Below are 21448 nucleotides of genomic sequence, written 5' to 3'. Positions count from 1 at the left end.
TAAATAACCAAGGTTTAAAATAATCAGATAATTCTAACTAAGACTACCAATTAGCTGCATCTCTCGTTATACTAAAATAGTAGGGGGCGTTGCAAAGTGAAGGCTCGTTGGCCGTTAGAGCGTAAATTTATGTTTTTGATTTCTATTTTGGTTACGATGATCATGTTAATGGTAACCATTGTATATGTTTATTTTGAACGAAAACAGACGCGTGAATTAATGGGAGAAAAAGCATTAACAACGGCAATTGCTGTTTCAGAAATGCCACTTGTAAAGGAAGTTATTCTACAAAATGAAAACGCTATAATTATTCAGCCGCTTATTGAGCGAATTAGAAAACAATCAGGTGCAGAATTTATTGTAGTTGGTGATGCAGATGAAGTTCGTTATACTCATCCTCATAAAGAGAAGGTTGGTCAAAAGATGATTGGTGGAGACAATGAACGAGCTCTTATTGAAGGAGAAAACTATATTTCATTTGCAAAAGGCTCTCTTGGGATGTCAGTGAGGGGAAAATCACCTATCTATGATGAAAATAATAGGATTATTGGCGTTGTATCTGTCGGCTTTATGCTATCTTATGTAGACTCTTTATTTGGACAAGGGCTTGCAGCTTTTTCAATTTGGCTTGCTTTTATTTTTATTAGTGGTGTTGTAGGTAGTTTTATGCTTGCGAGAAGTATTCGCAGAGATACATTTGGTTTAGAGCCTTATCAAATTGCTAGATTGTATAAAGAGAGGGAGGCTATTCTAGAAGCACTGAATGAAGGGTTAATTGCAACAGACCAAAAAGGGAACGTAACGCTCATTAACCATTCAGGTAAAAAAATTCTTGGAATTAGAGAGAATATTATCGGCCAACCAATTCGAAAAGCTTTAAGGAACTCAGAAATTTCAAACGTGCTTGCGAATCAGCTAGCCGTTGGTCACTACGAAACAATCTACCATAAAAAGCCGCTGCTCGTGCACTATAAAATGATTGGTGACAAAGATAGTTACGCGGGCAAAGTAGCAAGTTTCCAAGAAAAATCTGACGTTCAAGAGCTGCTCAACACTTTATCAGAGGTTCAACAGTATTCTCAAGATTTGCGTGCGCAAACTCATGAATATACGAATAAGCTCTATGCTATTTCTGGCTGGTTACAGCTGGGACACGGTGAAAAAGCTAAACGATTCATTCACGAAGAAATTGGTCAGCAAAAAATATATGAACGTGTACTATTTGAACGAGTAAATGATTCAACTATACAAGCGGTTTTGATTGGCAAGCTTTCAAAAGCCTCTGAAAAGAAAATTGATTTTGTTATTGATGAAGATAGCATGGTTCACAAGACTTGGCCGACCAAAATGACGGCACCTTTAGTCACTATATTAGGAAATATTATTGATAATGCGTTTGACGCTGTAGCAGAACAAACAGAACCGCTCGTCGATTTGTTTCTAACAGATGTAGATGGTGAACTAATTATTGAGTTAGGAGACAACGGTAGCGGTATTAAAAATAAAGATTTAAACCTTGTTTTTAATGAAGGTTATACTACAAAAGCAGGGGGACATAGGGGTTTTGGGTTAGCTCTTGTGAAAGCTGCTTTAGATGAACTAAATGGAACGATCTATCTATCAAAAAACCAGCCACACGGGACTGTTGTTCACATACATATACCAAAAACAGGAGCGACATGATATGAATGTTTTAATTGCAGAAGATGATTACAGAGTAGCAGATATTCACTGTCAGTATGTAAAAAGCTTAAAGCAAGTAAACGAAGTAAAAACCGTTGCAACGGCAAAAGAAACCCTACTGGAACTAAAGAACTGGCAACCTGATTTAATTTTATTAGACGTATATCTGCCAGATCAAACAGGAATAGACTTAATTCACCAACTGAAAGAAGAATGTTTAACTGTACAGGTAATATTAATCACAGCTGCAACAGATATAAGCATATTAAAAGATGCGTATAACCTTGGTGTCATTGATTATTTAGTCAAACCAATTGAACTTCAGCGTCTTTCTGATGCGATTGAGAAAGTAAGCAGAAATAATCTGGTCTTAAATTCTCAGCAAAAAATTACTCAAACGATGGCAGATCAGCTTTTTCAATTTAAAAATATAAAAAAAATAGATGGAAATCATCTTCCAAAAGGTATTGATCAATTAACTTTAGAAAAAGTAAGAGAATTATTACAACAGCAAAAAGAAGGAATTACAGCAGAAGAGCTTGGCAAGCTTCTAGGCGCTTCTCGCACTACTTCAAGACGATATCTAGAATATCTAATCTCTATTCGTGAAGCAAAAGCTGAACTGGTATATGGGATTGTTGGAAGACCAGAGCGAAAATACTATGTTGTTTCTTCCGAATAAGAAGCTTTCAAAGAGTCCATTCTTTGAAAGCTTCTTTTTGTGAACAAAATGAACTTAATTTGTAAAATAAACTTAATACACTTTAAAAAGAAAACGGTTACAAAAAGGGGTGCGGTAGGTAAAATTAGTTAAAAACAAAAAGGAGGCGCTTTCATTGGTTAAAAAATGGTTAGTTTTACTTAGTGTAAGCTTAGTTGTATTAACCGGCTGTTCCATGCCAGTTCAACAAGGAAAAGTTAATGAACAAGGAGAATGGGAGCCAGATCGATCTATTGAAATTATTGCGCCATCTGCAGCAGGTGGAGGATGGGATACTACTGCACGTATGCTAGCACGTACAATTGATGAAGAAAACTTAGCAAACAAAGGATTTGGAGTTGTAAATAAGCCAGGTGGAGGAGGCGCTGTTGGCTGGGCGTACATCCACAAGCGCAACGATCCTCATAATCTTTTTATTAGTTCACCACCTCTACACTTTGTCGCATTGAATGGACAGTCTCCTTATGGATATGAAGATTTTACACCTATTGCGAATTTAATTGCGGATTACGGAGCTTTTGCAGTCCGTGATGATGCTCGTTGGGATAACTTAGAAGAGCTTTTTGCTGAGATGAGAAAAACGCCAGAAAAAGTAACTGTTATTGGAAACTCTTCACCGGGAAGCATGGATCATATGCAGTTTATATTGTTTGCAAACGCAGCAGGGGTTGATATTACAAAAATTCGTTACATTTCTGACCAAGAAGGTGGAGCGATGACAGCTGTTTTAAATGGTAGTGTAGATGTCGTTTCAACCGGTGTATTAGACGCAGCTGAACAAGCACGAGCTGGAAAAATGAAGGTTCTGGGTATCACGTCACCCGAAAGACTAAAAGGAGATAAATTTTTAGGTACTTTACCAACAGGGAAAGAACAAGGGATTGACACAGAGTTTATTGTTTGGCGTGGTATTTTTGGACCTCCTAATATGACAAAAGAGCAATTAGAGTATTATCAACAAATCTTTAAGAAAGCGTCAGATTCAAAGTCATTTGCAAAGGTTCGTGAATCTTACGGCTGGGATGAACAATACATGGACAGTGAAGAATTTAAAGTATTTTTAGATGAACAATCAAAAGAGTTAGAGACTTTATTGAAAGAATTAGGATTTATAAAAGAATAAAGGAGGTAATCGTATGAACTGGTCTGTTAATAAGGGATTAGGTTTAGCATTAATGATTATATCAGTCGTCTATTTATTTTTAGCATTTAGTTTACCTGAGTACGCGTTTGTTCCTGTAGATTCAGATCTTATTCCAAAAATATTAGGCTTTTGTTTGTTTATATTAGCTATTGTTCTCTTTTTTAGCCCAGATAATGATACAGAGGAGCAAAAGAAAAAGCGTGTTATTAAGCGGAATGAATTATTTATGCTTTTAGGGGTGATGGCTCTTATTTTAGCTTATATTACCGTACTAGAAGTAGTGGGATTCGTTATTATGACAACGGTCTTTATTATTTTCTGTTCCCGCTTTCTCGGCTATAAAAACTGGATGGCCAATATTTTAACAGCCTGTATTTTTTCTCTTGGTTCTTATGTTTTATTCAACTATGGCTTAGCTATTCGATTACCAGCAGGCATTTTACCATTTTAAAGAGGTAGGAAAGGGGGAAGAGAGTCATGTTTGAAGGAATCATACAGGGGTTTCAAGTCGCTTTTAGCTGGGAAGCTATCTTATTTGTCTTTATTGGTGTCTTTATCGGAACAATTATTGGAATGATTCCCGGTCTGGGGCCAATTAGTGCAATTGCAATTATGATTCCGGTCACATATGGGATGGATACAACAAGTGCATTGGTTATGATGGCAGGGGTCTATTATGGCTCGATGTATGGTGGGTCCACATCTTCTATTTTGTTAAATGCTCCTGGGGTAGCAGGGACGGTTGCAGCATCATTCGATGGTTATCCGATGTCTCAACAGGGAAAAGCAGGTAAAGCGTTAGCCATCTCAGCCATTTGTTCATTTATTGGGGGGACTGTTAGCGTTATACTTTTAATGATGTTTGCACCGATGCTGGCCAGCGTGGCCATCGTGTTCGGTCCTCCAGAATACTTTGCACTGATGCTCCTTGGGCTGACGGCCATCGCTAGCCTATCGGAAGGTTCAACAATTAAAGCGTTAATTTCAGCAGTTGTTGGTTTTATGGTGGTGACCATTGGAATTGATGCACAAACTGGTACGAGCAGATTTACATTTGGCAGTGTGAATTTATTAGATGGAATTGACTTTTTAATTATTGCGCTTGGCGTATTTGCTTTGGCTGAAGTTTGCTTCTTAATCTTAAACCGTAAGCAAAAACTAAAGGGATTAAATAATATCGGTAGTCTAAAGTTAAGTAAGCAAGACTATAAAGACATGGCCGGACCTATGGCGAGACAATCCTTTCTTGGCTTTATCTTAGGGGTTTTACCGGGGGCAGGGGCAACAATTTCTTCCTTTGTGGCTTATATATCCGAAAAGAAGCTAGCTAAAAAGCCAGAAGAATTCGGAAAAGGATCTATCAAAGGTTTAGCAGCACCAGAAACAGCGAATAATGCAGCAACAAGCGGCGCGTTTGTACCATTATTAAGTCTAGGAATTCCAGGCTCTGGAACAACAGCTGTGATGTTGGGAGCATTTCTTGTTTTAGGTGTTCAACCTGGTCCATTACTCATGACAGAAAATCCATCTGTGTTTTGGGGAATCATTGCGAGTATGTATATCGGAAACGTATTTTTGTTAATTTTAAACCTTCCGTTGATACCATACTTTGTGAAAATTTTAAAAGTACCACGTCCACTTTTAATTTCACTCGTTATTATTTCAAGCTTAGTGGGAGTATATGCAGTAAGTTTCAGCACGTTTGATTTATATCTCCTCGTTTTGTTTGGAATCTTAGGTTACTTGATGAGAATCTTTGCGTTTCCAGCAGCACCGTTTATCCTAGCTTTTATTTTAGGTGGAATGATGGAAAACTCGCTTCGTCAATCGTTAACAATTTCAGGTGGATCATGGAATATCTTCTTAACCAGTCCGTTGGCCATGTCACTGATTGTGCTAACAATTTTAGCGATAGTAGTACCTGCATGGAGAGGGAGCTTAAAGCGTAAAAAAGAAAATACTCAAATTGGAATGTAGCTATAAAAAAGAGCCCTTGTCCAAAGACAAGGGCTCTTTCAATTGGATAATTCGTTAAATCTTAATCAGTTACGAATTAGGTAATCAAAAGCACCTAAAGCTGCTGTTGCACCTGAACCCATGGAGATAATAATTTGTTTATAAGCACTATCTGTGCAGTCTCCCGCAGCAAATACGCCAGGAATGCTAGTTGCACCATGCTTATCAACGACGATTTCTCCCATGCGTGTACGTTCTATGTCATCGCCTAACCAATCAGTGTTTGGTACTAAGCCGATTTGAACGAATACGCCTTCTAATTCAACGTGTTTTTCTTCCTCTGTCTCACGATCAATATAAGTAATACCGTTTACTTTATCCGTTCCGGTAATTTCTTTTGTTTGAGCATTTTTCACGACAGTTACGTTTGGAAGGCTGTTTAGGCGCTCTTGTAATACAGCATCAGCTTTTAATTCAGACATATATTCAAAAACAGTTACGTGATTAACAATACCTGCAAGGTCAATCGCTGCTTCCACGCCTGAATTTCCACCGCCAATAACAGCTACGCGTTTACCTTCAAATAAAGGGCCATCGCAGTGTGGGCAGTAAGCTACACCTTTGTTTTTGAATTCTGCTTCTCCAGGTACACCAACATTACGCCAGCGAGCACCTGTTGAAAGGATAACTGTTTTACTTTTTAGAACAGCACCGTTGTCTAGCTCAAGCTCAACAAAGTCTTTTTTCTCTAAGCTACGAGCGCGTACTAAATTCATTACGTCAATGCCGTAATCTTTAACATGCTCTTCTAAGCTTGCTACGAGTTTAGGACCTTCTGTCTTTTTAACGCTAATAAAGTTTTCGATGCCCATTGTGTCCATAACTTGGCCACCAAAGCGCTCGGCTACAATACCAGTGCGAATACCTTTACGCGCTGCATAAATTGCAGCACTTGCACCAGCCGGACCGCCACCAACAACGAGTACATCGTAAGGATCTTTATCAGCAAACTCTGCTGCATCTGGGCCGCTGCCCATTTTACTTAAAATTTCTTCGATTGTCATACGACCACTGCCAAACTCTTCACCATTAAGGTAAACAGTTGGAACTGCCATAATGTCTTTGCTTTCTACTTCGTCTTTGTAAGCCGCACCGTCAATCATTGTGTGAGAGATCCCGTCGTTTAAGATACTCATTAAGTTTAGAGCTTGTACAACATCTGGGCAGTTATGGCAGCTTAAGCTGATATACGACTCAAATTTGTATTCGCCTTTAATGTTCTTAATTTGGTCAATCACTTTTTGATCAACTTTTGGTGCACGTCCACTTACTTGTAATAAAGCAAGAACTAATGAAGTAAATTCATGTCCTAAAGGGACACCAGCAAATGTTACACCTGTATCTTCACCGATACGATTTACGCTAAAGCTCGGTGTGCGCTCTAATTCAGCTTTTTCAACTTTAATACGAGATGACATTGTTGCTAGTTCATCTACTAATGAAAGCATGTCACGAGATACTTTATCTTCTCCCGCGCTCACTTTTAGCACAATGTCACTTTCTAACAATTGAAGATACTGATCTAGCTGTGCTTTGATATTTGCATCTAATAACATGTAATCAAACTCCTTAGATTTTACCTACAAGGTCAAGTCCTGGTGTTAGTGTTTCAGAACCTTCTTGCCATTTAGCTGGGCAAACTTCACCTGGGTTTTTACGCACATATTGTGCTGCTTTAATTTTATTTACAAGTGTGCTTGCATCGCGGCCGATACCACCAGCGTTGATTTCAACAGTTTGAATAACGCCATCTGGATCAATGATGAATGTTCCGCGATCAGCAAGACCTTCTTCTTCGTTTAGTACTTCAAAGTTACGAGAGATTTTTTGTGAAGGGTCACCAATCATAATGTATTCAATTTTATTAATTGTTTCTGAATGGTCATGCCATGCTTTGTGTGTGAAGTGTGTATCTGTAGAAACTGAATATACTTCTACGCCTAGTTCTTTTAATGCTGCGTATTGATCTTGTAGATCGCCTAATTCAGTTGGACATACGAAAGTGAAATCTGCTGGGTAGAAGCAAACTACGCTCCATTTACCTTTAAGGTTTTCTTCAGTAACCTCAAGGAATTCACCTTTTTGGTAAGCTTGTGCTACGAATGGTTTTACTTCAGTTCCGATTAATGACATATCGAAATTCCTCCTCAATAAATTATAATAATTCTAATTCAATACTCATTATTATATAAAACCTGTTGTTTTGTCAAAGGAAATATGGTTAGTTTTTAAAAAAAGTTGTCTGATCGTCTGATTTCCTTTGAAAAACAAGGTTTTCTACAGTGTTTCTACATATATCTTATCACTCTTGTGTGTTTTTTATCTAATAATATGATTGTATAAACTGGAAATGTATAAGTAGTTTTTTTATCTAATGAAGGAAAGAAAATTTGAAAATAAAAGGTGGTGATTGAGAATAATTGAAGTTTATTGCATCTGCTTAATTTTATTAGTGGCTAAAAAGTATACAGTTTAATTCTTGGAAGGATAAAAATGGAGTTTTGTTTATATTCTAATTACATTTTTTAGGCTTAAATACCCATTCGAAAAAACTCCTTAAGAATGAAATGTATAAAAATTCATGAATTATAAATAGTAATTCTTATAAATAAACCATTATAAACCATAAAAACATTATTTTTCATATTTTTAAGAGGCGTAAGTATTGCTTCGGTATGATTGACGTAATATAAGCCATGTTATAGTCTATAAATGCTTTAGGAAAGGCTTTTCAGGTGGTTTAACAATATAGAAAAGGAGCCAATAAATGAGAAGCTTTCAAGTTCGGTTATTACTGCTTCTAGTCGTGCTTATTATCTTACCATACTTCCTATCGGTATTTGTTATTTATGGAAATACCAAAAGTAGCATTGAGAACAAAGAGTTGGAGAAAAGCCGCGAAGAGCTACGTGAAGCGGGGAATGATCTTGAGCAACATTTTGAAAAGATGATTATATTGCCTTATTCCGTTTATAACATGCCCGATATATTACAAGTTTTTGATGAGGGCTTGCCAAAAGAAGGTAGCAATGATTTTTTATCCTTTGAAAAAAGTATTGAAACATTTTCAGCTACAAGACCAGAATTGGTGCAGCTTCGCTTTTACTTTCACAAGGAAAATGAATCATTGATTGTTTATAAATCAAATTTAAGCGCACCAAAAACACAAGTTAACTATGTCAAGCATTCTCCATTTAAACAGCTTTATCAATCAGAGCAAGATTATGTGATTGAAGAGCCGCATAAACTCAAAAATTATAACAACGTTCCAATTATCCCTAAGACAGAAGATTCTATGGTATTAACAATGCACCATAAAATCAAAAACATTTTAAGCGAAGAGTTTCTTGGCTTTCTAACAATGGATATTGATATTAATTCATACGCTCCGTTAGTAAAACAGCTTGAGGGAGACGATGGTACGTCGGTTTTCTTGCTCAACGAAGATTATAAAGTAATGTATTCTAGTGACTCAAAGCAAATGGGACAAAAGATTAGTCAAAAGGAACTTACAGGATTGAGTGAGTCAAAAGAGCTTATACTTACCGAAAGCTTACAAGCACCGCTAAATAACTGGAAAATAGTGAAGGTTATCTCTAAAGATGCGCTGTTCCAAGATGCTAAAAAAGCAGCTTCTACTAACGTTTTGTTAGGTTTAGGCGTGGTAGTGCTGGGGGTGATTATGGTTTTTCTAATTTCACGAATTGTCACAAAACCCATAAGGGTTTTGAGTGATAAAGTACGGTCGATTGAAGGTGGAAATATGGATGTGACTCTTACAACTTCTCGTAAAGATGAAATTGGTCATTTGGAGAATCATATGCAAGAAATGTTATATCGTATTAACAATCATATTGATCGTGAGTATAAGTTGGAGATTGAAGTGAAGAAAAGTCAGCTAAGAGCGCTCAAGTCTCAGGTGAACCCGCATTTCTTGTTCAATGCTTTGCAGTCAATAGGAGCTGTTGCTTTAGATTGTGGGGCAAAAAGTGTTTATCGACTAATCATTTCTTTATCAAAGATGATGCGCTATTCACTTCAAGCAGATCAATTGGTAACGGTGAGACAAGAGTTGGACTATATTCATTCCTATCTAATACTTCAAAAAGAGCGCTTTGGTGAAGAGATTGATATTCAATTTTCTATAGGACATGGGGTGGATAATGCATTTATTCCAAGCATGCTTTTGCAACCTTTGGTTGAAAATTATTTTAAGCATAGCTATGAAAGCAATAATGATGAATCAAGATTAGAAATCATCGGTAAAAAAGAAGGGGAAGTTATTCAACTAAAGATAAAAAGCTACGGTCCATCCCTTCAAGAAGAGGAGCTCAGGTTACTTCGCCAGACTATTTATAGCAAGCATCACACGCAAAAAGGCATCGGATTAAAAAATATTTATGATCGGTTATTGCTACACTTTGGGACTGCTGCATCGTTTCACATTGATAATCTAACGGGAAAAGGGTTTGAAGTGGTTATTACAGTTCCTATAAATAAGTAGTATGTACGTTCTTTTTCGCTATTGACGTGACTGCTAAGGGAGGTAAATATAGTGAAAGCGTTGATTGTTGATGATGAAAAAAATGTTCGTAAAGTCTTACGCCAATTGGGAGAATGGGAAAGTGTAGGAATCAATGAAGTATTAGAAGCTACTAACGGTATAGAAGCCTTAAAGATAATTGAAAAAGAAATCCCAGATTTGATTTTTACGGATATTAAAATGCCAAAGATGGGTGGTCTACAGCTGATTGAAAGGTTAAATCAGCAGTCATATACAGGAAAAGTTATACTTGTTACAGGGTATGATGATTATACATTTATGCGAAAAGCTATTCAATTAAATAGCTTTGATTACTTGTTGAAACCCATTGATCCAGAAGCCTTTCAACAGGTACTAACAAAAGCAGTAGACTCTTTCAAAACAGAACAAGAAGGGAACGAGGAACTACTAGCCGAAGCTAAAAAACTTCATCATAGTCAGCTAATGACTTCCTTATGCTTAAATGAAGGAACAGATACAGTATTTTTACATTCGATAATTCCAGAAGCAGAGGAAATAGATTTTACACTTCTATATTTTTATCAAGGGCATCAACCTGACCCTTGTATCAATAAGCTTTCAAATGAATTACAAGCGCGGAATATAGGAGCAACGTTTACGTTTCAGGGGGAGGAGAATCTTTATATTATCCTAACAGCAAAAAATCAATGGATTTATGTAGAGCAGTGGATAAGTGAAAATATTTCAATTCCAATTCGTTTGGTTCAAGATTCATTTTCTTCCTTTACTCAAATTCCAGAAGTGTTTCACAGGTTGTTGACAGCACTAAATAGCAATCGATATCGAGCGATTCGTCAAGTAGATGAGTTAGAAGCACTTAAACGTATGCAAGAAATAGTAGCATATGTAGAAGACTATTATATGGAAGATATTAGCCTAGAGAAACTATCAAAAATGTTTTTTTTAACAAGAGAACATATATCGAGAAAATTTAAAAAAGAAACCGGTATGACGTTATCTAAATATGTAACAAATCTAAGAATAAGACAAGCTAAACAGTGGTTATTGGAAACGGATGAAACCATTTATTCCATTTCGTTAATGCTTGGCTATCAGGATGAAAAGTATTTCTCAAAGTTGTTTAAGAAGGTAGTTGGATTAACCCCTTTTGAATATCGGACTTTATACACCCATGCAAGAGATAATAAAAAATCATCTATATAGTCTAAGAGAGGCAAGGGTGAACAAATGAAAGAAAAAATATGTTATCTGTTTTTTGTCTCTTTTTTACTAAGTGTGTTAACAAGCTGTGATTCTTCAAATGCTCAAACTGAAACGGAAAATAAAGAAACAGAACAGGTCGTCTTAACTATACGTAATCCTAAAGTAGAAATTGCAACACAGTTTGAACAAATGGTACGGGAGTATGAAAAACAGAATCCAGATGTCAAAATCTACGTCGAAACAGTGGGTGGAGCATCAGATGATTTTTCTGATATTATTGCCCAAATTGCTGCAGGTCAAGGGCCTGATATCTTTACGAATATCGGCTATGGTGCGACAAAAGAATGGATTAATTATTTAGAAGACTTGAGCAGCCAGCCTTGGGTTGAAAAAGCATATCCTGATACGCTAAAGCCAATTACGCTAGAAGCAAAGGTATATGGCATGCCGATGGACATTGAAGGTTTTGGAATTGTTTATAATCGAGAACTATTTCAAGAAGCAGGTATTCAATCCGTTCCTCGCACGTATTCAGAGTTAAAAGTGGCAGTAAAGAAGCTTGAAAAAATTGGTGTTACGCCTTTTGCAAACGGATATTATGAAGAGTGGAAGTTGGGTTATCACTTGACTAGCCTTGCCTTTGCAATTCAGCAAGATCCAATAAAATTTAATTATCAGCTGAAAAAAGGTGAAGAAAGCTTTGCGACAAACGTAATCGCAAAAGATTTACTATCATTCTTAGATTTAACTCTCCAATACGGAAATCAATCTGCGACAAAAACAGATTATTATAATGAAGTGGAGATGTTAGCAAATGAAGAAGCAGCGATGGTACTGCAGGGAAGCTGGATACAGCCTCTATTAGATGAGGAAGCTCCGGGTAAGTCGTTTGGTATTTTTCCGATTCCATTAAATGATAAAGCCAACAGCAAAATTTTAACAGGTGTTCCAAACTACTGGGTTGTAAATAAAAAATCATCTTCGATCAAAAAGCAAGAAGCCAAAAAATTCTTAAATTGGATGGTGTCATCAAGTGAAGGTCAGCGGTTTATGACTGAACGCTTTAGCTTTGCTCCAGCTTTTAAGCATATAAAAACAAATGATATAGGTCCCATTAGTAAAGAAGTACTGAATGTTTACCACACGAAAGAAACCTATAATTCCAATTGGTTTGCCTACTCATCATCCGCTAAGCGAGAAGCAGGTCGTACGCTAAAAAGATACTTGAATCGAGAGCTTTCACAAAGCGAAACGCTTAGACAGTTAGATGACGTTTTACGGGAAGCTAGCAAGCCATAATCATTAAAGCCCTTTCTCAATTTGAAAAAGGGCTTTTTTATCATTCTTTTGTCATGCATATCAATTTAAGACGAAAACTCAATCAATTTATGCCGTATTCAGCCAAAGCATTGTTTTTTATACTGAATCTATCAGGTATGGAACGAACGATCAATCAAGCCAAAACTAATTAAAGTCAAAGAAGTATCGTCCGTGTCTTGCCAAAGCATGAAAAACTATCTACTAGGAGGAAAACTTGATGAACTTTCGTAATTTTGCGTCAAAAGCAACGGTAGCATCCTTAAGTGCAGCAATTTTATTAGGAGGTAGCTTTACACCTGCTTCTGCTCAAGGTAAAGGTGTAGATGAAGCACAAGCAAAATCCTATAAAGAAACGTACGGTACTTCACAAATTACGCGTGAAGCAATGAAGAACATGGTAAACCAACATGGTGACAAGCGCTATACGGTACCAGGCTTTGATGAATCAACAATTAAAAATGTAGAATCAGCTGTTAAAACAGATAAAAATGGAAACAAAATTAAAATGGATGTATGGGATACGTGGCCATTGCAAAATGCTGACGGTACGGTAGCGGAATATAATGGTTATCACATTGTATTTGGTTTAGCTGGAGATCCTAAGAACCCTAACGATACATTTATCTACATGTTCTATAAAAAAGCAGGAGACAATTCCGTTGACGCTTGGAAAAATGCTGGTCGTGTATTTGACGATAATGACAAGTATGAAGCAAACGACAAATATTTAAAAGGGCAAATAGAGGAATGGTCAGGATCTGCACTATTCACAGATGACGGTGAAATTCGCTTATTCTATACAAACCGTGGTGATTTTAATGAAAGCCAAAAATTATTTGGTAAACAAACCCTTACAACAGCACAGGTGAATGTGTCTGAACAAAAAGAAAATACGTTGAAAGTTGACGGTGTTGAAGATCATAAATCAATTTACGAAGGTGGAGACAGCAAAACGTATGAGTCTGTAAACAAAGCTTTCGAAGACCGTAACTTCATGAACAATCATACGCTACGTGACCCTCACTATATTGAAGATAAAGGGCGCAAATATTTAGTGTTTGAAGCAAATACAGGTACTGAATACGGTTATTCTGGTGAAGAGTCTCTTTACAATCGCGCTTATTACGGTAACGGTATGAAATTCTTCCGAGATGAGTTTAAGAACCTTGAAAATAGTGATAAGAAAGATGAAGCAGAGCTTGCAAATGGTGCAATTGGCATTGTTGAAATTAACGATGACTACACGTTAAAAAATGAAATGAAGCCTCTAATTGTATCGAATACGGTAACAGATGAAATTGAACGTCCAAATATCTTCAAAAAAGATGGCAAGTTCTATCTATTCACAAGTACACGCGGTTCTAAAATGACGACTGATGGTGTCGATGATAAAGACATTTACATGCTTGGCTATGTATCTGATTCTTTAACAGGTCCATATAAACCGATGAATGAAACAGGTATCGTATTGCATCAAGATTTAGATCCAAATGATGTAACATGGACATACGCACACTACGTGATTCCACAAAAAGACTCTGACAAATTTGTTGTGACGAGCTATATGACAAACCGTGGATTCTTTGAAGATAAGAAATCAACGTTTGCACCTTCATTTTTACTTGATATGAAAGGTAACAAATCTTCGGTTGTTCAAAATGGCATTTTAGAACAAGGTCAAATCACGTATGATGAAAAGCAGTAATAATCTTTGATATGAAATGAAAAAGAAAATGTCATGAGCATGGCATTTTCTTTTTATGTATTGGGTAAAAACAGTGAGTAACACAATACTTTTAATAAAGCGTGGTGATAGTATGAGCAGGCTGAATTCAACACAGAGAAGGTGGACTATGCTAGTTATCATTTTAGTAATCATAATAGGCGCCAGCATTTATGTATGGATGAATCAAATGAATAAAGAAGACAAGAGCGAACAAAAGCCTTTGGAATCAACATCCTATCGCTCGTCTTATCATTTTACAGCACCCGATAAATGGAAAAACGATCCCCAAAAACCGATTTTCTACAACGGGAAGTATCACTACTATTACCTTTACAATAAGGATTATCCTAATGGCAATGGAACCGAATGGCGACATGCAACTTCAGAAGACCTTGTTCATTGGAAAGATGAAGGAGTAGCCATTCCGAAGTACACGAATATAAACGGAGATCCATGGTCAGGTTCTGTTGTTGTTGATCGTACTAATACAGCTGGTTTTGGAGAAAACGCGTTTATTGCAGTTGTAACGCAACCTTCAAAAGATGGAGGCAAACAAGAGCAGTATTTATGGTATAGCACAGATGAAGGAAAAACGTTTCAAAGTGCTGGCGATGAACCTGTGTTATCCAATCCTGGAGTAGAAGATTTTCGCGATCCCAAAATTATATGGGACGATGAACGTGATAAATGGTTAATGCTACTTGCAGAAGGTTCTAAGGTTGGGTTTTATGAATCAACGAATCTGAAAGAATGGCAGTTTACTGGTGACTTTCAAACGGAGGATCTTGGCGTATTAGAGTGCCCAGATTTATTTCAAATGAGGGCTCCTGATGGCACCGTTAAGTGGGTACTTGGTGTGAGTGCAAATGGTGAAGCAGTCGATAAACCAAACAACTATGCTTATTGGATTGGTGACTTTAATGGAAAGAATTTTGAAAAAGAGCATGAAGAGCCTCAGTGGCTAGATTACGGTTTTGATTGGTATGGTGGCGTTACGTTTGAAGATGGCCCCGCTGAAGACAAGCTAAACAAACGTTATGGACTTGCATGGATGAACAAATGGTCGTATGCAGATAATACCCCTACTATGGAATTCGACGGATTTAATGGAACGGATTCAATTGTTCGAGAGATCAGGTTACAAGAAGATGAGCAGTACGGTTACGCATTAGCATCTCAGCCCGTGGCTGACTTAAACAAACTTGTACAATCGGAGAAGACATATAATGATATAACATTAACAAATGAATCCAACACGCTGGATGCGAAGCGAGAAACGTACCGAATAGAAGCGGATATCTCTTGGAAAGACAGTAAGAATGTTGGGTTGCGTTTACGAGAATCAAAGGATAAATCTAGACATATTGATGTAGGATTAGCTATTTCTGAGAACTATTCCTACGTAAACCGAGCGTTTGTCAACAATCCAGATGAAGAGAAAAAGTTTCAAGAAAGCCAAGCGCCTTTTGATGGTGATAACAAAAATGCGCGTCTGACGGTTCTTGTTGATAAAACAAGTATAGAAGTGTTTATAGATGACGGGAAAGTGGCACATTCCAATCTAGCATTTCCATTAGCTGACGACCAAGCTATTTCACTGTTTTCTTCCGGTGGTACAGCGACGTTTGAAAATGTGAAGGTTGAAGAGTTAGGAACACGCCAAAACAGTGAATAAGCATATGAAAAAGCTTCGGCCATAAGTAGCCGAAGTTTTTTTATGTTTGTTCTCTCTCTCAAATCGTTTATACTAAAAAAAGCTTATAAAGTGAATTCTATATGTAACAAGAAACGCTAAATAATAAAAAAGTGAGGAACTATATGTCCAGTTCAATATTTACTGATTATGCAATCAGTGATTCAATTATAAAGGCGCTAGATGCCTTAGAATATAACCAACCAACACCGGTTCAAGCACGTGTTATCCCCAAGGTATTAAAAGGTCAAGACGTAATTGTGACCTCACAAACAGGTAGCGGAAAAACCGCGTCCTTTGCCATTCCACTGTGTGAAAAAGTAGATTGGCTTGAAAATAAACCGCAAGTACTAGTACTGACACCGACTCGTGAGCTAGCGGCACAAGTTAGTGATGAAATGAAGAACATTGGTCGCTATAAGCGTATTAATAGCGTGGCCATCTACGGTCGACAGTCTTTTATGAAGCAAAAGACTATGCTAAAACAAAAAACACATATCGTAGTAGGGACACCTGGTCGCGTCTTAGACCATATTGAAAAAGGTACGTTATCTATTGAGTGTTTAAAATATGTTGTATTAGACGAAGCGGATGAGATGTTAAATATGGGGTTTATTGATCAAGTATCAGCCATTCTAGATAAACTTCCACAAAGTCGTACTACGATGCTTTTCTCTGCAACCTTTCCAGCTGATATTGAAGGTTTAGCTAAAAAATATATGATTAATCCTGAACGTATCCAAATCGAAACAGTAGGAAAAGCCCCTCAGCTTATTACACATCATGTAATGGAAGTGGAGGAACATAATAAGCTTTCCTTGTTAGCAGACGTCACCGTTGCTGAAAACCCGGATAGCTGCATCATTTTTTGCCGAACACAAGAACGAGTAAAAGAGGTTTTTCAGTACTTAGACGAACATGATTATTCTGCTGATTTACTGCACGGAGCGATGGTTCAAGAAGATCGCTTTGACGTAATGGATGATTTTAAGCGAGGCGAATTTCGCTACCTAGTAGCCACTGACGTTGCTGCTAGAGGAATTGACGTCGAAGAGATTACGCTTGTCATTAACTTTGATTTCCCACTTGAAAAAGAAAAGTACGTGCATCGTACGGGTAGAACAGGCCGTGCTGGTAAGTCAGGAAAAGCGATTACGTTTATGACGTCCTATGAACAAAAATTCTTAGAAGAAATTCGTGAATACAGTCAAGCCGATATTGAGTTAACGAATCCGCCATCTGCTGAACAAGTAAAAGCCAACAGAACGGCTTTTCAAGAGAAAATGGAAGCACCTGTAGTTCTAAGAGAAGAAAAGCGTGAAAAAGTTAACCAAGATATTATGAAGTTATATTTTAATGGCGGTAAGAAAAAGAAAATTCGTGCGGTTGATTTTGTGGGAACCATCGCTAAATTGCCTGGTATGTCTGCTCAAGATATTGGTATTATTACCATCCAAGATAACCATTCGTATGTTGAGATTTTAAACGGTAAAGGTTCAGCTGTATTGAAGGAATTAAAAAATAAAAGTATCAAAGGCAAGAAACTAAAAGTGCATGAAGCGAAAAAATGAAAAATGCTCATCTACACGCTGTAGATGAGCGTTTTCTATTGTTTAATCCAGACGGATACACTTTGACCATTAACCGTGAAAGAACCATAGCCATCCTCATTAATGATGACCTGATCATCTCGTTTTTCAAGCATATCAACCCAAGTACTACCGGCGTGCTCTTTTCCTACAAACATTTTCTTATATCCTTCATCTCCGTTTGAAAGAACGATAGCACAACCAGATCCTTCAATAGAGGGTTCTCCATGACGAACCCAACCAATTGTATTAGGGTGATCAAAATAGTCATCTTGGTCTCCATACGCTTTGTGATAGCGCACCGATAAAAGCTTTGTAAGCATTTCTTTTTTTGCGTCCATAGGGTTGTCCCCAGAAATGCCAAAGAAATCTCCATAAAATACGCATGGATACCCATCTTTTCTAAAAAGAATTAAGGCGTAGGCTAATTCTTTAAACCAGTCTTCTACCCATGACTCAAGGGACTCATTAGGCTGCGAATCATGATTATCCACAAAGGTAACGACATCTAATGGGTGCGTTTGGACTAGTGTATCATCAAATACTGTTTGTAAATCAAAATCTCTTCCTTTTTGTGAAGCTTCATATAATTTGTAGTGAAGGGGAACGTCGAAAATATCAATACCGTGTTCAACATGATCTAAAAAGTCTGCTGCTGTTCCTAAGTCAGGGTGCCAAAATTCCCCTATAAAATAAAAGTTGTTTCCTTGCTGAGACGTAATTTCTGCTGTAAACTCTTTGATAAAGTTATAGTTGATATGCTTAATAGCATCTAGTCGATAGCCGTCACAATTTAATGTTTTTGCAAGCCACTTTCCCCAGGAAATCATTTCCCTTTTAACATCTGGATGGTCGTAATCAATGTTGGCATACATAAGGTAATCATAATTTCCAAACTCGTGGTCCACCTCTTCATTCCATTTTTTATTTTCACCAAGAATTTTAAAGACGCCTGTACGGTCTTCTTTAGCGTCATAGTCTGTCCCATTAAAATGTGCAAAATTCCATTGGAAATCGGAATATTGACTGTTTCGACCATTAAACGTAAATTTAGTCCATCCTTCAATATCAAAAGGTTCAGATATCTCGTTGTTTCGATTATCAGCATCTACTTCAATGACTTGAAAGGTCTCTGTTTCATCAGCTCCTGCTTTGTGGTTCATGACAATGTCAACATACACGCTGATTCCATGGTCATGACACGCTTGAATTGCTTCATGTAATTGCTCTTTTGTTCCATACTTTGTAGCGGTGCTTCCTTTTTGCTCAAATTCACCTAAGTCATAGACGTCATAGACACTATAACCATTGTCATCAGGTGAAGATGCTTTTGTAACCGGAGGAATCCAAACAGCATCAATGCCAGCTTCTTTTAACTCAGGTGCTATATCCCTTAAACGATTCCAATGTTTTTGATCAGCTGGCAAGTGCCATTCAAAAAATTGAATCATTGTGTGATTACGTTCCATTCATCTCATCCCTTCACACCCGTTTTCTAGTTATATTCCTACTATATGTGTTATCTAAACCATGTATAAAGGTAATAATTTCAAAAATAGAAAGTATCATGTAATGAAAAACCATAAGACTTTTCTCATGAAGTCTGCTATAATTTTTAAAAATTATAAGCTTTTGGAGGAATGAACAGCATGGGGTATCGAGATCAATTACATAGCTGTAAACGTATCGTAGTCAAAGTAGGGACATCAACTTTGACGTATGATAACGGAGAGATTCATTTAGCGCGCATCGAAAAACTAACACGTGTTTTGTCTGATTTAATGAATTCTGGAAAAGAAGTGATTTTGGTTACATCGGGTGCAGTGCAGGTGGGAGTGAAGAAATTAAAGTTAGCGAATCGACCAACGTCAATTCGTGACAAGCAAGCAGCAGCAGCTGTAGGACAGTCTGAATTAATGCATATTTATAGTAAGTTTTTCGGAGAATATAGTCATATTGTTGGGCAAGTGTTGCTAACCAAAGATGTTATTGAAGATGAACACGTTCGAAGCAACGTGGTCAATACATTTGAAAAGTTAATTGAAGATCGTGTCATTCCAATTGTTAATGAGAATGATACCGTAGCAATTGATGAAATTGAGAATATTGTACGCTTTGGAGATAACGATAATTTATCAGCTATTGTTTCAGTACTTATTCAAGCTGATTTGCTAGTTATCTTATCAGATATTGATGGTTTCTTTGACTCGGATCCAACTAAAAATGAAAATTCGATGCTGATTAAAGTTATTGAAAAAGTTACGCCAGAGCTAGAAGAGTTTGCGGGAGGGAGTGGGTCCTCCGTGGGAACAGGCGGCATGGTAACAAAGTTAACGGCTGCGAAACGTGCTACGTTAGAAGGAATCAATGTGATTTTAGCAAATGGAAAAGACCCTGCTATCCTACGCGATTTAATTAATGGTAAAGAGCTAGGAACGTTGTTTTTATCTCAAAAGCAAAAAGTCCGTTAAGAAAAAAGTGTGGGAAATCCACACTTTTTTTAATTAAGCATTGCGTATCATCCTTTATTTCTTATACACTGTATGCTGTAAGAAACAAACCAGACTTTAGACGTTTGGAGTGAGAAGATGAAAGAAAAGAAATTAGATAGATATGACATTATGGATGTATGCTTACTAGCAGGGAAAATCATGTTGGAAAGTGGAGCAGAAACGTATCGAGTGGAAGACACAATGATGAGGATTGCTGCTTCATTTGGCATTAAAACGTCACATAGTTATGTCACTCCAACGGGAATTATGTTTTCTTTGGAGACGAGTGAGCCAACCAAAACAAAGCTTATACGTATTTCAGAACGTACAACAGATCTAAAGAAAGTAACATTAGTTAACAGCGTTTCACGTCAAATCAGCCAAGGTCAATTGCAATTAGAAGAAGCATATGATGCTTTAGAAAATATCGCAGAATCAAACGTTGCGTTTCCTCTATGGGTCCAGCTTGCGGCAGCTTCTATTTCAAGCGGCTGTTTTTTAATCATGTTTCAAGGTCAGTGGTTAGATTTTATTCCAGCTATGTTAGCAGGAGGGCTTGGGTTTTTAACACTTGTTTATTTCCATAGGATTATTCCAATTAAATTCTTTGCTGAGTTTACGGCTTCACTAACCATCGGTACGCTCTCACTGCTATTTGTTACGATTGGTGTTGGAAGTGAACTTGATAAAATTATTATTGGTTCGGTTATGCCTCTGGTCCCAGGGCTGTTAATTACAAATGCTGTACGGGACTTAATGGCAGGACATTTGTTGTCAGGCTTATCTAAGGGAGCTGAGGCTTTTTTAACGGCTTTTGCAATTGGTGCTGGAATTGCAGTTGTATTTACATTGTTATAAGAAGGAGGGCTGCATGTGACAATTATCGAGCAAATTATTACAAGCTTCATCGCTTCTGCCGCATTCGGTATTATTTTTAATGTTCCACGTGAATCATTATTAAAATGTGGTTTTGTTGGAATGATTGGCTGGTTAATTTACTTTTTAATGACGATGTATAATATTGATGAAGTGCCAAGTACAGTAGCATCCGCATTTTTTATTGCAATTATTAGTCAAATCTATGCAAAGGTATATCGCATGCCTATTATTATTTTTACAGTTGCGGGTATCATCCCACTTGTACCTGGTGGCATTGCATATGACGCCATGCGAAATTTCGTGGAAAATGATTATAATACAGCAATCAGCTTAGCTGCAAAAGCATTTATGATTTCAGGATCAATTGCCATTGGAATTGTATTCTCGGAAGTAGTTAACCAAATTATTCGACAATCGAAATTAAATGTGAAAGCAAAATATCGTCCATAAAGAAAAA

At 37.2% G+C, this 21448-nt stretch carries 17 protein-coding genes; 14 read left to right on the top strand and 3 right to left on the bottom strand.

Annotation, left to right across the window (positions count from 1 at the left end; translation table 11 throughout):
- Positions 1-96 precede the first annotated feature (96 nt).
- The 5 genes from NIZ91_20930 to NIZ91_20910 all read left to right on the top strand — a co-directional run bounded on the left by NIZ91_20930 (position 97) and on the right by NIZ91_20910 (position 5525).
- Positions 97-1683, top strand: coding sequence for a sensor histidine kinase (locus NIZ91_20930; protein USY55134.1), 1587 nt, complete (start codon positions 97-99; stop codon positions 1681-1683).
- A gap of 1 nt (position 1684) precedes the next feature.
- Positions 1685-2365, top strand: coding sequence for a response regulator (locus NIZ91_20925; protein ID USY55133.1), 681 nt, complete (start codon positions 1685-1687; stop codon positions 2363-2365).
- Positions 2366-2519: 154 nt separating this feature from the next.
- Positions 2520-3527 (top strand): tripartite tricarboxylate transporter substrate-binding protein, encoded by a 1008-nt coding sequence (locus NIZ91_20920; GenBank protein USY55132.1) that lies wholly within the window; start codon positions 2520-2522, stop codon positions 3525-3527.
- Positions 3528-3540: 13 nt separating this feature from the next.
- Positions 3541-3999: a tripartite tricarboxylate transporter TctB family protein gene (locus NIZ91_20915; protein ID USY55131.1), complete on the top strand. Its 459-nt coding sequence runs from the start codon at positions 3541-3543 to the stop codon at positions 3997-3999.
- Positions 4000-4025: 26 nt separating this feature from the next.
- Positions 4026-5525 (top strand): tripartite tricarboxylate transporter permease, encoded by a 1500-nt coding sequence (locus NIZ91_20910; GenBank protein USY55130.1) that lies wholly within the window; start codon positions 4026-4028, stop codon positions 5523-5525.
- A gap of 65 nt (positions 5526-5590) precedes the next feature.
- Here the strand turns inward: NIZ91_20910 and ahpF are convergent, their stop codons facing one another.
- A complete protein-coding gene (gene ahpF / locus NIZ91_20905) occupies positions 5591-7120 on the bottom strand; it encodes an alkyl hydroperoxide reductase subunit F (protein ID USY55129.1) in 1530 nt (509 codons plus the stop codon).
- A 13-nt stretch (positions 7121-7133) separates the two neighbouring features.
- Positions 7134-7697, bottom strand: coding sequence for an alkyl hydroperoxide reductase subunit C (ahpC, locus tag NIZ91_20900; GenBank protein USY55128.1), 564 nt, complete (start codon positions 7695-7697; stop codon positions 7134-7136).
- Positions 7698-8331: 634 nt separating this feature from the next.
- Between ahpC and NIZ91_20895 the strand changes: the two genes are divergently transcribed.
- The 6 genes from NIZ91_20895 (at position 8332) to NIZ91_20870 (ending at position 17602) form a co-directional block, all read left to right on the top strand.
- The gene (locus tag NIZ91_20895) at positions 8332-10068 is read left to right on the top strand and encodes a histidine kinase (GenBank protein ID USY55127.1); all 1737 of its coding nucleotides are present in this window, start codon (positions 8332-8334) and stop codon (positions 10066-10068) included.
- Between the two features lie 51 nt (positions 10069-10119).
- Positions 10120-11292 carry a response regulator gene (locus NIZ91_20890; GenBank protein USY55126.1) on the top strand — a complete coding sequence of 391 codons (1173 nt, stop codon included), beginning with the start codon at positions 10120-10122 and terminating at the stop codon, positions 11290-11292.
- Between the two features lie 24 nt (positions 11293-11316).
- The gene (locus NIZ91_20885; GenBank protein USY55125.1) at positions 11317-12591 is read left to right on the top strand and encodes an extracellular solute-binding protein; all 1275 of its coding nucleotides are present in this window, start codon (positions 11317-11319) and stop codon (positions 12589-12591) included.
- A gap of 238 nt (positions 12592-12829) precedes the next feature.
- Positions 12830-14317 (top strand): glycoside hydrolase family 68 protein, encoded by a 1488-nt coding sequence (locus tag NIZ91_20880; GenBank protein USY55124.1) that lies wholly within the window; start codon positions 12830-12832, stop codon positions 14315-14317.
- Between the two features lie 148 nt (positions 14318-14465).
- Entirely contained in the window at positions 14466-16013 is a 1548-nt protein-coding gene (locus tag NIZ91_20875; protein ID USY55123.1) for a glycoside hydrolase family 32 protein, read from the top strand.
- 143 nt (positions 16014-16156) lie between these two features.
- Positions 16157-17602, top strand: a complete 1446-nt coding sequence (locus NIZ91_20870; GenBank protein ID USY55122.1) for a DEAD/DEAH box helicase — start codon at positions 16157-16159, stop codon at positions 17600-17602.
- Positions 17603-17637: 35 nt separating this feature from the next.
- Here NIZ91_20870 and NIZ91_20865 read toward each other — a convergent pair whose 3' ends face one another.
- The gene (locus tag NIZ91_20865) at positions 17638-19089 is read right to left on the bottom strand and encodes an alpha-amylase (GenBank protein USY55121.1); all 1452 of its coding nucleotides are present in this window, start codon (positions 19087-19089) and stop codon (positions 17638-17640) included.
- Positions 19090-19269: 180 nt separating this feature from the next.
- Between NIZ91_20865 and proB the strand changes: the two genes are divergently transcribed.
- The 3 genes from proB (at position 19270) to NIZ91_20850 (ending at position 21441) form a co-directional block, all read left to right on the top strand.
- Positions 19270-20091 (top strand): glutamate 5-kinase, encoded by an 822-nt coding sequence (gene proB, locus NIZ91_20860; GenBank protein USY55120.1) that lies wholly within the window; start codon positions 19270-19272, stop codon positions 20089-20091.
- 117 nt (positions 20092-20208) lie between these two features.
- Entirely contained in the window at positions 20209-20970 is a 762-nt protein-coding gene (locus tag NIZ91_20855; GenBank protein USY55119.1) for a threonine/serine exporter family protein, read from the top strand.
- Positions 20971-20985: 15 nt separating this feature from the next.
- Positions 20986-21441: a threonine/serine exporter family protein gene (locus tag NIZ91_20850; protein ID USY55118.1), complete on the top strand. Its 456-nt coding sequence runs from the start codon at positions 20986-20988 to the stop codon at positions 21439-21441.
- Positions 21442-21448: the final 7 nt, after the last annotated feature.

The sequence above is a fragment of the Bacillus sp. 1780r2a1 genome (assembly GCA_024134725.1).
GTDB lineage: Bacteria > Bacillota > Bacilli > Bacillales > Bacillaceae_H > Priestia > Priestia aryabhattai_A.
This window is presented reverse-complemented; position numbering and strand designations above follow the sequence as displayed.

What these genes read in the sequence shown, in the direction of transcription:
- NIZ91_20885 (USY55125.1), top strand. Translation starts at nt 11,317, where the DNA reads ATGAAAGAAAAAATATGTTATCTGTTTTTTGTCTCTTTTTTACTAAGT.
- NIZ91_20895 (USY55127.1), top strand. Translation starts at nt 8,332, where the DNA reads ATGAGAAGCTTTCAAGTTCGGTTATTACTGCTTCTAGTCGTGCTTATT.
- proB (USY55120.1), top strand. Translation starts at nt 19,270, where the DNA reads ATGGGGTATCGAGATCAATTACATAGCTGTAAACGTATCGTAGTCAAA.
- NIZ91_20855 (USY55119.1), top strand. Translation starts at nt 20,209, where the DNA reads ATGAAAGAAAAGAAATTAGATAGATATGACATTATGGATGTATGCTTA.
- NIZ91_20875 (USY55123.1), top strand. Translation starts at nt 14,466, where the DNA reads ATGCTAGTTATCATTTTAGTAATCATAATAGGCGCCAGCATTTATGTA.
- NIZ91_20880 (USY55124.1), top strand. Translation starts at nt 12,830, where the DNA reads ATGAACTTTCGTAATTTTGCGTCAAAAGCAACGGTAGCATCCTTAAGT.
- NIZ91_20870 (USY55122.1), top strand. Translation starts at nt 16,157, where the DNA reads ATGTCCAGTTCAATATTTACTGATTATGCAATCAGTGATTCAATTATA.
- NIZ91_20910 (USY55130.1), top strand. Translation starts at nt 4,026, where the DNA reads ATGTTTGAAGGAATCATACAGGGGTTTCAAGTCGCTTTTAGCTGGGAA.
- ahpC (USY55128.1), bottom strand. Translation starts at nt 7,697, where the DNA reads ATGTCATTAATCGGAACTGAAGTAAAACCATTCGTAGCACAAGCTTAC.
- NIZ91_20915 (USY55131.1), top strand. Translation starts at nt 3,541, where the DNA reads ATGAACTGGTCTGTTAATAAGGGATTAGGTTTAGCATTAATGATTATA.
- NIZ91_20865 (USY55121.1), bottom strand. Translation starts at nt 19,089, where the DNA reads ATGGAACGTAATCACACAATGATTCAATTTTTTGAATGGCACTTGCCA.
- NIZ91_20925 (USY55133.1), top strand. Translation starts at nt 1,685, where the DNA reads ATGAATGTTTTAATTGCAGAAGATGATTACAGAGTAGCAGATATTCAC.
- ahpF (USY55129.1), bottom strand. Translation starts at nt 7,120, where the DNA reads ATGTTATTAGATGCAAATATCAAAGCACAGCTAGATCAGTATCTTCAA.